Here is a 15,110-nt window from a genome sequence, read left to right on the forward strand (position 1 = left end):
ATACTTACAAGATCTGGCCACAGCAGGGTAACGGCCGCGGAGGCATCGGTTGAGTACGATCTTGGTACGTCGCCAGGAAAGGCGGCCCGCTCCGCCCATACCCAAGGGCGAGATCCTGCTCGAATCCCCACCGGAGATCCCCGAGGTGACCAGCGGCGGGTTCCAGGTCGTCATGACGTACCTGCCGATGGCCGCGATGGCGGGGATGAGCGGCCTGATGGTCGCGGCCGGCGGTGTCACGAATCCGTTGTCGCTGGTCAGCAGCGGTGGCATGGCCCTCGCCATGGGCGGCATGATGTTGGGCCAGCTCGGCCGCGGAGCCGGCGAGCGCAAGTTCAAGCTGAACGGCGAGCGCCGCGACTACTACCGCTACCTCGCGCAGACGCGCCGGAAGGTGCGCCGGGCGGCCAAGCAGCAACGCGAGGCGCTCGAGTGGAACAGTCCCGCTCCCGACTCGCTGTGGTCCCTCGTGATGAGCGCCCGGCTGTGGGAACGCCGCGCGCGCGACGAGGACTTCGCCAACGTCCGCATCGGGACGGGCCCGCAGAAGCTCGCCGTGCAGCTGATCGTGCCCGAGACGAAGCCGGTCGAGGACCTGGAGCCGATGACGGCGGGTGCGCTGCGCAGGTTCGTCCGCGCCCACTCGACCGTTCCCGAGCTGCCGGTGGCGGTCTCGCTGGCGTCGTTCGCCCGGATCCAGGCGATGGGAGAGCCGGAGACCACCCGCGGCCTCGTACGCGCGATGATCTCCCAGATCGCGTCGTTCCACTCGCCCGACGACGTGCGGATCTGCGTGTGCGCGTCACCGGAGCGCATGGCGCACTGGGAATGGGTCAAGTGGCTGCCGCACTCCATGCACCCGAGCGAGAACGACGCGGCCGGCCCGGTCCGGCTGATCACACGCAGCCTGTCGGAGCTGGAGTCGCTGCTCGGCCAGGAGGTGAAGGACCGGCCGAGGTTCAGCCCCGGCCTGACCCAGGACGACCTGCCGTACCACATCGTCGTCGTGGACGGCGGAATGGTCACTCCCGACTCCCAGATCGGTGCGGACGGCATCGACGGCGTCTGCGTGATCGACCTCACGGGCTCGGTGAGCCCCACCTCGGACAACACGATGCTGCGGCTGAACATCACGCCCGACCGGATGCAGATGCTCAACCGCGACCGTACGGGCAAGGACGTGCCCACCGCGATCGGCAAACCGGACCAGTTCAGTCTCGTGCAGGCGGAGGGGCTGGCCCGTCAGCTCGCGCCGCTGCGGGCCAGCGAGGCGGCGGGCGAGGAGTACGACGCGCTGTCCGGCAGCATGAACCTCACGTCGCTGCTCGGAGTCGAGGACCCCTACAGCGTCGACCCCGGGGTCACGTGGCGGTCGCGCGCGCCCCGCAACCGGTTGCGCGTACCCGTCGGCGTGGACGTCGACGGACGCCCCGTCGAGCTCGACATCAAGGAGGCCGCGCAGGGCGGCTTCGGCCCGCACGGCCTGTGCATCGGCGCCACCGGTTCCGGTAAGTCCGAGTTCCTGCGCACGTTCGTCCTCGGGCTCGCGATGACGCACTCGTCCGAGGTGCTCAACTTCGTGCTCGTCGACTTCAAGGGCGGCGCGACGTTCCTCGGCATGGACGGTCTGCAGCACGTCTCGGCCATCATCACCAACCTGGAGGACGAGCTCCCCCTGGTCGACCGGATGTACGACGCGCTGCACGGTGAGATGGTGCGGCGCCAGGAGTGGCTGCGGGCCGCCGGGAACTACGCCTCGTTGCGCGACTACGAGAAGGCCCGGGAGCAGGGCGCGCCGCTCAAGCCCATGCCGACGCTGTTCGTCGTCCTCGACGAGTTCTCCGAACTGCTGAGCGCCAAGCCCGAGTTCGCCGAGCTGTTCGTGATGATCGGCCGCCTCGGCCGGTCGCTCGGCGTGCACCTGCTGCTGGCCTCGCAACGGCTGGAGGAGGGCAAGCTCCGCGGCCTGGACGTCCACCTGTCGTACCGCATCGGCCTGCGGACGTTCTCGGCGATGGAGTCCCGGGTCGTGCTGGGCGTGCCCGACGCGTACGAACTGCCGCAGGCGCCCGGTAACGGTTACCTGAAGATCGGTACCGAGGCCATGATCCGGTTCAAGGCGGCGTACGTCTCCGGGGCGTACAACCCGGAGGGCCACGCCGGTCGCCAGGAGACCGGTCCACGCGTGGTCAAGCAGATCGTGCCCTTCGTGCCGGACTACATCCGCCCGAAGATCCTTGAGGATCCCCAGCCGGCCAAGCCGGAGCAGGACGAGAAGAACCAGGACACCCTCTTCGACATCGTGGTCCGGCGCCTGGCCGGCCAGGGCCCCCCGGCGCACGAGATCTGGCTGCCCCCGCTGGACGAGTCGTCCGCGCTCGACGAGATGCTGCCCAACCTGCAGGTGACGCCCGAGCACGGCTACACCACGGCGGGATGGGACGGCCGCGGCCGGTTGCACGCGGCGGTCGGCATCGTCGACCGCCCCTTCGACCAGCGCCGCGATCCGATGTGGCTCGACGTGTCCGGGGCCGCCGGCCACATCGGCGTCGTCGGCGCACCGCAGAGCGGCAAGTCGACCGTGCTGCGCACGATCGTCACGTCGCTGGCGCTGATGCACACCCCGCAAGAGGTGCAGTTCTACTGCCTGGACTTCGGCGGCGGCACCCTCGCCGCGCTCGACGGCCTGCCGCACGTGGGCGGCGTGGCGACGCGTCTGGACGGCGACCGCGTACGCCGGACGGTGGCCGAGGTCGCCGGGCTGCTGGAAGAGCGCGAACGCTACTTCGCCGAACGCGGCATCGACGGCATGGCCACCTACCGGCGAATGCGCGCGTCCGGTCAGATCCCCGGTGACGGCTTCGGCGACGTCTTCCTCGTCGTCGACAACTGGCTCATCGTCCGCCAGGACTTCGAGCAGGTCGAGTCGACCGTCACCGATCTGGCCGCGCGCGGGCTGGGCTACGGCATCCACGTCGTCGCGGCCACCAACAAGTGGTCGGAGTTCCGGATGAACATCCGTGACCTGTTCGGGTCGCGGATGGAGTTGCGGCTCGGCGACCCGTACGAGTCCGAGTTCGACCGGAAGATGGCCGCGAACGTCCCCGAAGGGCGCCCAGGACGTGGCATCACCCGGGAGGGCCTGCACTTCCTCGCCGCGCTGCCCAGGATCGACGGCCGGTCCACGACCGAGGACCTCTCCGACGGGGTACAGAAACTGGTCGAGACGGTGGCCGGGTCCTGGCAGGGTCCCGCCGCCCCGAAGGTGCGGATGCTGCCCGCGTCGCTGCCGCCGGCCGCCCTGCCGAGCGCGCAGGAGACGGGCCGCCGCGTGCCGATCGGCATCGATGAGGACACCCTCGGTCCGGTGTTGCTCGACTTCGACGCGGATCCCCACTTCGTCGTGTTCGGGGACAACGAGAGCGGCAAGTCGAACCTGCTGAGGATCATCGCCGACTCGATCGTCGAGCGCTACTCGCCGCAGGAGGCGCGGCTCGTCTTCCTCGACTTCCGGCGGTCCCTCCTGGACGCCGCGGAGACCGAGCACCGCATCGGCTATGCGGCGTCGTCGACGGCCGCGACGCAGTTGATCAAGGATGTGCACGGCGCGCTGATCAGGAGGCTCCCGCCGGCGGACCTGACCCCCGACCAGCTGCGGAACCGCTCCTGGTGGACCGGCTCGGACCTGTTCATCGTCATCGACGACTACGAACTCGTCGCGACGCCGTCGGGCAACCCGCTTCAGCCGCTCGCCGACCTGATCCCCCAGGCCCGGGACATCGGTCTGCACGTCGTCCTCGGGCGCAATATGGGCGGTGCGGGCCGGGCGCTGTACGACCCGATCATCCAGCGGCTGAAGGACATGGCCTCACCCGCGCTTATCATGTCCGGCAACAAGGACGAAGGCGCGCTGTTCGACGTGCGGCCCAGTCCACTGCCGCCGGGCCGCGGCACCTTCGTCGAACGGCGGACCGGGCACCGGCTCATCCAGACCGCTCACCTGGAGCCGGAGAACTCCTGAGATCCCGCGCCGCGCCACGCCGAGAGAAAGGGAGTCACATGATCCCCTATGAGGGAGCCGTCGACGCGAGCAAGGGTATGGAAGGCGTTCGTAAGCAGCTCACCGAGGAGGCCGAGCGGTTCGCGGAGATGCGGGAGAAACTCGCCGAGACGCGCGGACGGGGTGAGGCCGCGGACGGCAAGGTGGTCGTCGAGGTCGCGCCGGGTGGCGCCCTGAAAAGCCTGCAGATCGACCCGCGGGCCATGAAGCTCGGTTCCGAAGCGCTCGCCGCGGCCGTCCTCGAGGCCGCCGGCCACGCGTTCAAGGACCTCACCGACCAGACCAACGAGCTGATGAAGCCGGCGTTCGGGGACCCCGCGAAGCTGGCCGAGCAGTGGGGCGCCGGGAGTCCGGACGGGCCCGGGTCCCCCAAGGAGGCCATGTCCAAGGCCATGGGTCTGTTCGAGGACATCTTCAAGCGCTATTCCTGACCCCCGGGGGCCGGGCGCTCGGTACGGTCAGGCGGCTCCGCCGCGTTGGCGGCGGGCGTCCTCCAGGCTCTGCTGGTAGAACGCGATGTCCCGATCCAGCCGGTCGCGCGTGAAGCGATCCGGGGCCGCGCGGCGGGTCTCGGCGCCCAGCGGTGTCCAGAACGCCTCGTCGGGGACCTCGTCGGCGCCCTCTGGCAGGTGCTTCGCGGCCTCGATCGCCGCGTCCCGGGCGAACTCCCAGTCGGCGACCACGGCGCGGTGGCGTTCCTCCGACGGGTCCTGGGCGTACGCGATGCCCTCCCGCAGTGCCCGCCGCGCGTAGACCGTGCTGAGCTGGATCCACTGACCGGCGTCGATCAGTTCGGAGGTGTCCGTGCCGAACCGCAGGCCCCTGCGTCGCGCCGCCTCCTCGGTGGAGTAGCGCACCCGGACCTCGATCGGTTCCGGCCGGTCCCGGCCCGCGTCGTGGCCCTGGAGGGCGTCATGGATCCGGCCGCCCCCATGGTCTTGACCGGCCTGGCCGGCGTCATCGCCCTGGCCGGCGTCGTCCGCGCCCTCGAGGCGAAGCGTCCAGGCGTCCTGGCCCTCGGTCAGGGTCGTCCGCGCCCGTACGTCGCCGGCCGAGCCGGACTCGGCCGCCGCGAGGTCGAAGTACAGGTACGCCTCGACCAGGGTCCTCGCGTATCGCAACGTCTCAGCCCACTCCTCGCTCGCGTGCCGTACCGGTGCCGGCCCCCTGCCGGGACAGATCCTCCCGGAGCTCGACCAGCCGCGCGTGGGTGAACCGGGCCGGGTCCTGGTCGCGGACGCGCCGCCCGGTCTCCGACCAGAACGCCCGCTCCGGCACCCGCTCGGCACCGGCGCCCATGAACTTGAGGATCTCCGCCACGGCGGCGGTCGCGATGGCCAGCGTCGCTCGCGCCTCCTCCGGGTCCTCCGTCGCCGCGGCCCCCTCCGCGGACAGGTCGGCCACCCAGAGCCATTGTCCCGCATCCACCAGCTGTGACGGCTCCGGACCGCCGAACGTCGGGAAGCCGACCGGCACGGTCTCCCGCTCGGGCAGGCCGAACAGGTACTCACGCGGCCGGCCGCAGCTCGCGCAGGTGCCGGCGTACCGGTTGGCCAGCTCGCCGCCGACGTCGACCAGCGCGTTGTCCCAGGCGGTGTCCACCGACCCGCAGTCCTCGCACGGGTGCAGGTCGAGGTAGAGGTGCGCCTCGTCCCGGGTCCGCGCTACCGCGAACGGCATGGTCCGTCCCCCTTTCCGGCCCGCCGCACGCCTGGCGTACGCCCGGGATCACGGCCCGCCACGATCGTGCCGTCACCCGTCGGGGCGGCGGCCCGCTCTCGCGGCGGAGTCACGCGCCGCCTCCCGGCGCGTGGCCCGGCGACACGCTGCCCTCGCCGGTCACCTCGCCCTGCCCGGGCTTCGGCCGGCCACCGGCCCCAGACGTCAGCGTGGCCGGCGCGGCCGCCTCCGGCGGGATCGGGATGCCCCGCGCGGTGAACTCGGCTCGTACCTTGTCGGCGAACGTGCCCTCACCACGTTGGTTGAACACCCTGTGCAGATCGATCCCCCGCTCGTCCGCCGTGACCGCTAGGGCCGGGTGCAACCTGCCGAACCCGTCGGCGAACCCTCCGTCGATCCAGGGTTCGTCGTCGCTGCGCAGCGTGCCGTCCGGCAAGGCGGTGTAGCGTCGCACGCCGTCCGGGCCACCGGGCACCTCGATCGAGACCGCTCTGTCGTCCATGCGGGCGTCGATGAGCGCTCGCCGCAGTGGCGCCGACGGCTCCGCCGGATCGAACTCGACCGGCTCCCAGCCGCCGGCCGCACGCCGCCCGGTCCCACGGCGGGCGCGCCGCCGTCCGGGATCTCGGGCGGCGGCGTCGTCTCCTGCCGTGCCCGGGCGTCCGCGAGCTCATGCCCGGCGACCGTCAGGTTGACGCCGCCGTGCGTCACCGCCTCGTGCATGAACTTGCCGTCCCGGCTGAAGGTGATCCGGTACTTGGCGGTGAAACCGCCGCTGTGCGCCTCGTTGGTGGTGGCGAACACGTTGTGCTCGAACCGGGCGCCGCCGCTGTCCGAGATGGACCTGGACGCCTGGGCGCCGGAGGACTGTTTGACCCCGAGCCCCAGCTCGCCGCTGACTCCGACGCTGCGGCTCGGCGGGAGCAGCTCGCTCCGCGACGCGGACGAGGACTCGGTGTACTCCCGCCGGTCGACCTGGCTGAGCTCGGCGCCGCCGACGTCGCGGATCCGCGGGTCCGACAGCTCCATCCGGACGACGGCCTCCACCTCGTGCCGGCCGACCTTGACGCGGATCGGGTAGCCGTCCTCGCCCATCATCTGCTCGACCCGGCCCTGCCGCTGCAGCGCCGACCATTCGTGCTCGAGTCGCCTGTCGACCTCCCACTCCGATCCCTTGCCGAGCAGGTCGACGAAGTTCTCCCGCATGGCCTGGTGTGGGCCTTCGGGCGCCACCCGCTCGACGGCGAAGTCGCTGCCGATCGTGAGCGGCCGGTGATCGGGCACGTGGTCGGCCGCCGAAGGGCCGGGCTCGGCGGCGTCCCGGACCATCCGCGCCGGCAGTGTGCGACCCACCGTGCCGTGCACCTCGACCGGGATGGGGGCCGGGCGTTCCCCGCTCGGCGGCTTCACCTGTCCCGGCTCCAAGGGGACGGTCTCGGCGGTGACGGTGATCTTGACCGCGTGCTCGAGCTGTGCCATGCCCGTCTTGTCGTCGAGCAGGCTGCGCTTCCCCGTCTCGTTCGTGGCCTTGGCGGCGTTCGCCGCTGGGCTGTCGGCGTCCGTCCACATCAGCCGCTTCACTCTGATGTTCTCGTGACCGACGGACGTGGTGACGGACCTGCTACGGCCGGTCCCGACCGAGCCGTTCACCGAGCCGCCGGCAGCAGTGCCGTGAGTCGCGTTGACGTCACCGCCGAGGGACTGGCTGAGGGACTTGGTCGCGCCGTGTCCCTTGTAGCCGTACGCCTGGAAGATCGGCACCTTCCCGGGGATCTTGTCGTACATGACCGGCCGGCCGTTCCATTCGGCCTTCACCCTGATGGTCACCATGTGGCTACGGCCGGTCTCGTCCACCACCCGCACGTCGTCCCTGGCTCCCCAGGGGTCGAACATGTTGTCGCTGGGGCCTTCCCAGCGTGCGCCCTCGTACATCTGGGACAGCGCCTGCCGCAGCGTCGGGTCCCGGTCCAGCGCGCCGGGCGAGTTCTTCTCGACCGCCTCCAGGACCGCGGTATGGATGGGCTTGTCGAGGCTGACGTGGTCGTACAGGCTCATGCCCACCCCCTTCTCGTACGCCTCGGGCACCGCTACCTCCACAGGCGGCATTTCCAGATCCGCGGCGTGGGTGGCCACCTCGTTCAGGCGGTGTTCCTCGGGCGTCCCGGTCAGATCGTGGCCGACTCCCGTCACCTTCTCCAGCACGTCGCCGAGGAACTCCGGCGTGTGCGACTGGGCCAACGGCGGCAGTTCCTCGCCGGAGTGGATGGCCGCCCGCAGGTCCTCGGCGTACCGGCCGACCACCTTGACGGCGAGGTTCGGACCGAGTTCGGAGGCACCGTTGCCGAGCCGCTCGACGAGGTCGGACATGCGATCCAGGGGGAGGTGGTACTCGTCGTTCAGATGCATCGCGAGCATGTCGTTCTCGCGCACGGCCAGCCGTGCCCCGACGTCACCCGACGACTCCCAGCTCTTGCCGGTGCGGTCGTCGGTAACGGTGATCTTCAGGTGTGCGCTCGCGTGGACTCCGACATCCTTGCCGACCTGGATGTCCAGCCGTTCCAGCCCGGAAGAGGAGTTCTTCGACTCTCCGGTCGTCGTGCTTCCGGACCGGGTGAGGTCCGCGCCGCCGTCCAGGCTCGATCCGTCGGCACCATGGTGGCCGCCGCCGGCCGAGCCGCTGACGTTCCCGCCCTTCGTGTGCGACGAGGAGGTCGACGTGCCCTCGACCGTCAGGTTGACGTCTCCGGTCACCGAGTCGTGCGCATCGGTGACCTTGGACGGCCCCATTTCGACCTCGGCCTTGATCGTGTAGCTGCGTGGCCGCGGCCCATGCGGGTCGACGACCACGCTGGTCTCGTATCCGCTCCCCAGCAACTTCTCCTTGGCGCCGCGGAGACTCGACGAGCTGAGGAACGCCTTGGCGCCCTCCGTCGCCAGCACTCGGGGGGGCGCCTTCTCGCCGAGGTCTTTGAGCACCGGGCCGGCGTCGATCTGCTCCCAGTACGCGTCCTTCGCCAGCTTCTTCGGCGTCGGCTGCGTGCCCTCCGGGGACTGGAGACGTTCCACCTCGGCCGGCCGGGCCTGGGCATCCGGCAGGATCTCGCTCGGCCACCTGACCGCGGCCGTACCGTCCGCGGTGAACCGGCCGACCAGCTTTTGGTGGCGGTCCCGGATCTCCACGACGGCCTCGTGCTTCCCCTCGAAGAGGCGCACCTGCTTGAGCTCCTTGAGCCCGACGTGGTTGACGAAGGCCGTGTCCGACCGGCCTTCGGAGTGGCCGCGGTTCACTCCGCCACTACCGCCGAGATTCGCGTCGAAGCCGGCCTTGTGGTCGCCGAAGTTCTTCCAGGCGCCGGAGACGCCACCGCCGCCGGACAAGGACACCGAGTCGTTGACGCCGGTGCTGGACGACTGAGAGTCGATGTTCAGCCCGACGAGGTTCCTCGACCCGTCCGGGCCGAGATCGGTGAACTCGTCGAAGCGCTGTTCCAGCCGTACCGTGAGGGAGTGCCCGTTGGGCAGCTCGAAGCCCATGCCCTCCTGGCAGAGCTGGTCGTAATGAGGATCGAAGAACCGCTCCGGGAAGTCCTCCAGTCTCCGCAGGTTCGCGAGTTCGTGCAGGAACTCCAGCCGATCGGGATGGTTCGGCGCGATCGGCATCTCGTTGCCGTCCAGCTTCGGGACGAGTTTTAGATCCCGCATCATCGGCATCGCCTTGGTCACGGCTTCGCCGATGCCCGTGATGTCCCGGACCAGCGCGAACCCGGCCCCGCGCAGCTGGCCGGGGCCGTCGCCGATGTGCACCGGGATGCCCTTGCGCTCCGACGGCGCGACCGGGCCGTGGTCCTCCGGCGTCGCCACCGAACCGTCGGGGTTGCGGACGATCGCACCCGACTGGTCCACCTTGACCGCCGCCACGTCGACGGGCATGCCGGCCTCGGCGGCATCCTTCGCGGACAGCCGGATCAATCCGCCGAGGTCCCCAGAAACGGTTCCCAGCGGCCGGTTGTCCGACAGCGAATAGAGGTGGGCCTTGACCACCACTCCGCCCGGCTGGATGAGCTCGGCCTGGGTCCGCCCCACGAAGCGCTCGACGAACACCGCCACCGACGTGCCGCCGACGTTCACCGACTCGGAGTGCGTGACGCCACGGCTGCCGTTCAGCTTCCCGCTGATGCCGACGTTGACCTCGTGCGGTCCGGGCATCAGGTCCTTGGCGCCGCCCCACAGCTTGTCGATGGGGAGCGGGATCGAGCCGCCGACCTGCTTGGACACGTTGAACGACTGGTTTCCGGACGTGCCCGAGAGGCCGACGTCGACCTTCTCTATCCAGTCCACCTTGCTGGAGTGCATGGCGACGAACTTGCCCAGGTCGAGTTCGGCCTCGAACCGTACGGCCAGGTCCGTGCCGGGGATGGCCCGACGCTCGCCGTTCGGCTTGTTGACCATCTGCCCCAGATGTTCCTTGGCCTCCTGAGTCAGGATGTTCCGCAGCTGGTCCCTGGTGACAGGGTCGACCTCGCCCTTCTCCTGGGTGATGGCCGCGACGACGTCGTCGTGCCATTTCTCGAGGCCGCTCAGCTCGGCCACGTGGTGGTGGGGCATCTTCCCGGTGCCCTCGCCTGCGGGGAGTTGCACGCTCTCCGGCAGGTCCCGTCCGGTGAAGCTGTTGGACAGCAGCACCTGCATGGTCGGGGAGTCCTCCCGGGTGCCCTCGGTGACATGCGTGACCGGTGTCTCCGGAACGTCATGCCCGGGAATCACCGACACCTTGTAGGTGACGCGGCCGTCCAGCACCCGCACCTCACCGTTCCGGATGTCGACGACCGCTCCGGGCTGCCCGTGCTGGAGGCCGTTTCCGCTGACCGACCGGCCCCGGCCGACGTCGACCTCGACGCCGGGACCGAAGTTCTTCAGCACCGCCTTGGCGCCGTCCAGGATCGGGTGGACGCCATCGGGGATCAGCATGGCCAGCTTCGACGAGTCGACCGAGACCGCCGTGGTCTGGGTGTGCGCGGCGGTCGCTCCGTGCCCGTGGCCGCCCTCCGCGAATCCTCCGCTCATCGACTCGGCGGGGTCCATCTCCGGCTTGACCTCGACCAGGTCGGTCACCTCGGCCTGGATCCGCACGAACGCGCCGGACTCGTCCAGGGGCACCAGCACGCCGCTTTCGGACAGGAGGTCGTGGGTGCTCCCGCGCAGGGTCTTCTCCAGCGCGTCGGGAGCGAACCTGCTGGTGGAACCGGCCGCTTCGACGCACTTGTTCGTCGTCTCGGTGAGCCCGTTCAGGTGGGCCAGCGGACCCATGATCTCGCCGCCGGCCAGGGCGGCGTCCGGCGGCATGGTCTTGTCCATCGCATGGCCGTACGACGCCATTTCCTCCGCGCCCCTCTTGACGAGGATGGCGGCGGCGGCCGCGGTGGTCTTGGCGGTGGCGGGGTCCGGATGCTCCGTGAGCTGGTTCAGGCAGCGCTGCGCCGCGTCGTAGGAGATGTCGGCCTGCCGCGCCTCCTTCAGCGCCTTGTCGTACCCGTCGGCGATCTCCGTATGGCGCACCTGCCGGTCCAGCGCCGCCCGGCCGTCGGCGACCGCGTCGGTGGCGCGGGTGGCCGCGGCGTGGTCACGCTCGCCCGCGGCCTTGGTGACGCTGTCGAAGGCGGCCTGCACGTCCTTGCCGGCCTCGTCGGCCAGCTTCCGGTGCTCGGCCACCCGGTCTTCCAGCGCCGTGATGTCGTTCCGCAGCGATTCACGGACCTTGCCGACCTGGTCGGTCAGCTCGGCGACCCTGGCGGCCTCCGGCGTCGTCGAAGTGGCCGGCCGCTCGGCCGGCCGGATGCCGTCGGCTCCGCTGACCCACGGCGGTGACGGAGGAGTACGGCCCTTCGCGTGCATGTCACGCGCCAGGTCGTTGATCTCCCGTACGTAGTGCGCTTGCTCCACCGGGTCGGTGGTGTGCAGGTACTTGTCCGCGAGGTATCGGTGCTGGTTGTAGCCCGACGCCGACCGGTCCCCGTGCCGTCCGGGACCGACCGCTTCCAGGCAGCGGCGGATGATGCCGTGGCCGGCCCTCGCTTCGGCGGCCGAGACCCGCTGCAGCGTGTCGGTCATCTGGTGCAGCACCGTCCGCGGCAGCTCGTCCGCGGCCTCGGCGACCCGCTCGGGCGACAGGTGGGCGGCCTGCGCCGCCTCTTTCGACATCATCCACGGCGCGCACGTCATCTCGTGCGTCCGGCCGTCCGCGCCGACCCGCGTCCGCGCCGCCGCTCCGTCCGTATCGCCGACGCTCACGTGGAAGTCGTGCACCGCTCCCGACTCGGTCCGCACCCGCAGCGTCGCCGTGTCCGGATTCCACTCCAAGCCGGTCACTCCACGGCCCAGATGTGCCGGCCGCAGTTCCGCGATCGCCGACCCGACCTCGTCGATGCTCAGGGGCTGTAGGTGTGCCGGCCGGTCCGGCGCGGGCACCGTGCTCCCCGCCGCGTCCGGTGCCGAATGGACGCCGCCGGGGGTACTCCCCGGCCCGGTACGCGGCGCCTGCGACGCGCCCGGATCGGGCGTGACCGGAGTGGACAGAGCGGAGGCCAGTTCGTCCGCTTGGTGGACGAGCTCCTGGGCCGCCGGCTCGTGCATGCCCGGCCGCATCACCGGGCTCGGTTCGGGCCTGGTCTCACTCACGGGCCAGTTCGCGGCCAGGTCCGCCCGCTCCGGGTGGGCCGCCAGGGTCTGGTGAGCCAGCTCGGTGGCGACCGGACGCGTCTCCGGGGAGTTCTCGGCGAGCCGGTGCAGGGCGTCCAGCCCGCCCTCGAGCGGATGCCCACCGGTCGACCGGGCGAGCTCGGCGCCCAGCCACCTGGCCGCCTCCGCACACAGGCGTTCGTTCGTGACGCCCTCGGCCGCCCGCGCCGCGAGCCGGTCCTGCGCCTCGCGAAGGCGTTCGTACGGCAGGTGGACCGACCGGCCGTCGGCGCCGGTCACCCGCACACCGCCGTCCCGCAGCGGCATGCCGTCCGGCACGACCGCCCGCCGCGCCTCGTCCATCGCGTTCCGTGCCATGCCGGCCGGGTCGGACGTCGCGTGGGGCGTCCGCCCCGTGGGGGCCGTGGGGTCGTCCGGCCTGGTGCCGGTGGACCCTTCTTCGGGTTTTGTGCCGTGGCCGTTTCCGCCCGGCTTCGGGCTTTCTCCCGTTCCTGGGCCGGTCTCGTGCTGCCGGGGGGCGTTGCCGGTGGTTCCGTCGGGATGGCCGGGGTTGGTGCCGGGCCGGTTTCCGGTCCGGCCGTCGCCGTTCAACGCCTCGGCGATGCTCGGGCGTGCCGACTCACCGGGGCGGACGCCGGGGGGCCCGGCCTCAGGCGGTCGTCCCGGGAGCGCGGCCGGGCCGAGCTGGCCCGGCGGCGTCTGCCCGCGGTCGGGACCACCGGTGCCGCCGACGTCACCGCCGCTGATCGGCCTGCCCTGCCCGCCCGTGAGCGGTGAGTCGAGCGAGTGGCCCGTCCCGCCGCCACCGGAGGATTCCTGCCTGCCGACAGACGCGAGGTCGGTGCCATGCGTACCGCCGGTGCCACCACTGGTGGGGCGTTCGGGGAGGGTGGTGATGTTGTGGACGGGCCCGCTGACGTTGGTGGGGTTGGGGTTGTCGTGGGCTTCGCCCTTGATGTCGTAACCGACGCCGGTGTCGGATTTGTGGGGGTAGGTGGGGCGGTCGTTGGGGATGCCGCTGTCGGAAACCGGAGGCACGGGCACCTGGCCGTCATCGCCACCGTTACGGAACCGGCCTGCCGTGTACTGGCCGGCCTCCTTGGCGGCCCCGAACCCGGCCATGCCGAACCCGAACGCCGCGGCCTGACCCACGTTCATGTGATCACGGTCGAAGACCGCCTGACCGGCCAGGTTCCCCGCCGTACCCGTGGTGCCCGCGAACCCGAACCGGGCACCGACCCCCTTCATCCCCGGCGCGCCCATCCAATCGGCCAGCTTCGTCGCCACCGGATTACCCCGCCCGGCCAACGCTGGCACCGCACGCCCCGCGGCCCCCATCACTCCACCGGCGATCGCACCCATCCCGACGGACTTGCCGAACTCTCCCCAGTTCCAGCCCTTCTGCACGCCCTCATGAATCCGCGCGTACTGCCCAGCGCTGTCCATTCCAGCCCCGAACCAGGCACCCACCGCCGCCGCGCTCAAAATCTGATGCTGGCCCGCCCACACCGCGATCCGCTGAAGGAACGCCTTCAACGCGAAACCCTCAGCCTCCGACGCACCGATCGCGGCGGCTTCAGAGGCGCCGGCGGTGATGAACGACCACGCGAACCCGATCGCCATCGTGATCACAATGAACGCGCACGAAAGCTCGAACTGCAACCGCGCCGCCCGCTTCTGGGCCTGCAGTCCCTCCACCGAGGAGGCCAGCCCCCGCAACACCTGCTCCAGGAACCGCAGCCCCCCGGCCTCACCGCCACCGGACAGGGCCTGGGCGAACGTCTTGAACTTGTCCGTGGCCTCACCCGCGTTCGCGTTCACCACCACACCGGCGTGAGCGTCCAACTCCCCCGCCGCCGTACCGAAGGCGTCCGCACATGTGGTCAGCGCCGACTGGATGCGGCCCAGACCATCCATGCTTCCGTCTGGCCACTGACACCCACCGACCAGCATCTCCAGGAAGAACAAGCCCTTCTGCACGATCTCCGGCAGCGTGTCGAACTCCCCCACCGGCTGATCGAAATTCCCCTCCGGCAACCGATACGGATCCTTGGCCGCCACCGCGTCCTGATCCGCACCCTGCGGCACGTCGCCCCCGACCGTGGACGCCGACTCGGCCACCTTGTACTGGTGACCGGCCACCACCAACATCCCACCCGTCGCCCGCACCAGATTCACCGCATCCGCGAGCGCCGCCAAACACCCATCCCGCGCCGTACCAAACCCAGCCGAACCCTCAGATCCATTCAGGAACGCCTGACCGATGTCATCGTTCCCCCAAGCCGCCCCCGCCCCCGACAACTCACCCACCAGCGTGTCCACCGCCGTGGCCAACGTGTCAGACAACCCCGAAAAACCCCGACCCGACTTCCCCCACGACGCGAAATCAATATCGAGATCAGTACTCACCACTCACCCCCGTCAAACGTCGCCCGCACCGGGCCGACTCGGCCGAGGGTCGGCCGATCGCCCGTGTCGTTCGACCGTCCAGTGGCGATGGACTTCTAGAACGGGTCACGCCGGGTCATGCATTCGGTCGGACGTTTACCGCGTGGTCGGCGCGGGTATGCGGTCGTTCACCAATGGCCGCCCTGCGCTATCACCACCTCGGCCGGATCCTGTGTCCGCCAAACAGCCGGTGGGACCGGGCCCGATCCCCGTGCGTGCTCACTCG

The 15,110-nt window shown here is 70.6% G+C and carries 6 protein-coding genes; 2 read left to right on the forward strand and 4 right to left on the reverse strand.

The window, feature by feature from the left end; translation table 11 throughout:
* Nucleotides 1–49: 49 nt before the first annotated feature.
* Both eccCa and ACYVF7_RS54375 read left to right on the forward strand, forming a co-directional pair.
* On the forward strand, nt 50–4,021 hold the full coding sequence (gene eccCa, locus ACYVF7_RS54370; protein ID WP_460355610.1) for a type VII secretion protein EccCa: 3,972 nt from the start codon (nt 50–52) through the stop codon (nt 4,019–4,021).
* A gap of 38 nt (nt 4,022–4,059) precedes the next feature.
* Nucleotides 4,060–4,491 (forward strand): YbaB/EbfC family nucleoid-associated protein, encoded by a 432-nt coding sequence (locus ACYVF7_RS54375; RefSeq protein WP_460355613.1) that lies wholly within the window; start codon nt 4,060–4,062, stop codon nt 4,489–4,491.
* Nucleotides 4,492–4,518: 27 nt separating this feature from the next.
* Here the strand turns inward: ACYVF7_RS54375 and ACYVF7_RS54380 are convergent, their stop codons facing one another.
* The 4 genes from ACYVF7_RS54380 to ACYVF7_RS54395 all read right to left on the reverse strand — a co-directional run bounded on the left by ACYVF7_RS54380 (nt 4,519) and on the right by ACYVF7_RS54395 (nt 14,605).
* Nucleotides 4,519–5,181 carry a hypothetical protein gene (locus ACYVF7_RS54380; protein WP_460355615.1) on the reverse strand — a complete coding sequence of 221 codons (663 nt, stop codon included), beginning with the start codon at nt 5,179–5,181 and terminating at the stop codon, nt 4,519–4,521.
* Between the two features lie 4 nt (nt 5,182–5,185).
* Nucleotides 5,186–5,740: a hypothetical protein gene (locus ACYVF7_RS54385; RefSeq protein ID WP_460355617.1), complete on the reverse strand. Its 555-nt coding sequence runs from the start codon at nt 5,738–5,740 to the stop codon at nt 5,186–5,188.
* Between the two features lie 109 nt (nt 5,741–5,849).
* Nucleotides 5,850–6,050 carry a hypothetical protein gene (locus tag ACYVF7_RS54390; RefSeq protein WP_460355619.1) on the reverse strand — a complete coding sequence of 67 codons (201 nt, stop codon included), beginning with the start codon at nt 6,048–6,050 and terminating at the stop codon, nt 5,850–5,852.
* A 38-nt stretch (nt 6,051–6,088) separates the two neighbouring features.
* Nucleotides 6,089–14,605, reverse strand: coding sequence for a hypothetical protein (locus tag ACYVF7_RS54395; RefSeq protein ID WP_460355621.1), 8,517 nt, complete (start codon nt 14,603–14,605; stop codon nt 6,089–6,091).
* Between the last annotated feature and the right edge of the window lie 505 nt (nt 14,606–15,110).

The sequence above is a fragment of the Actinoallomurus acanthiterrae genome, assembly GCF_054775715.1.

What these genes read in the sequence shown, in the direction of transcription:
- ACYVF7_RS54375 (WP_460355613.1), top strand. Translation starts at nt 4,060, where the DNA reads ATGATCCCCTATGAGGGAGCCGTCGACGCGAGCAAGGGTATGGAAGGC.
- ACYVF7_RS54385 (WP_460355617.1), bottom strand. Translation starts at nt 5,740, where the DNA reads ATGCCGTTCGCGGTAGCGCGGACCCGGGACGAGGCGCACCTCTACCTC.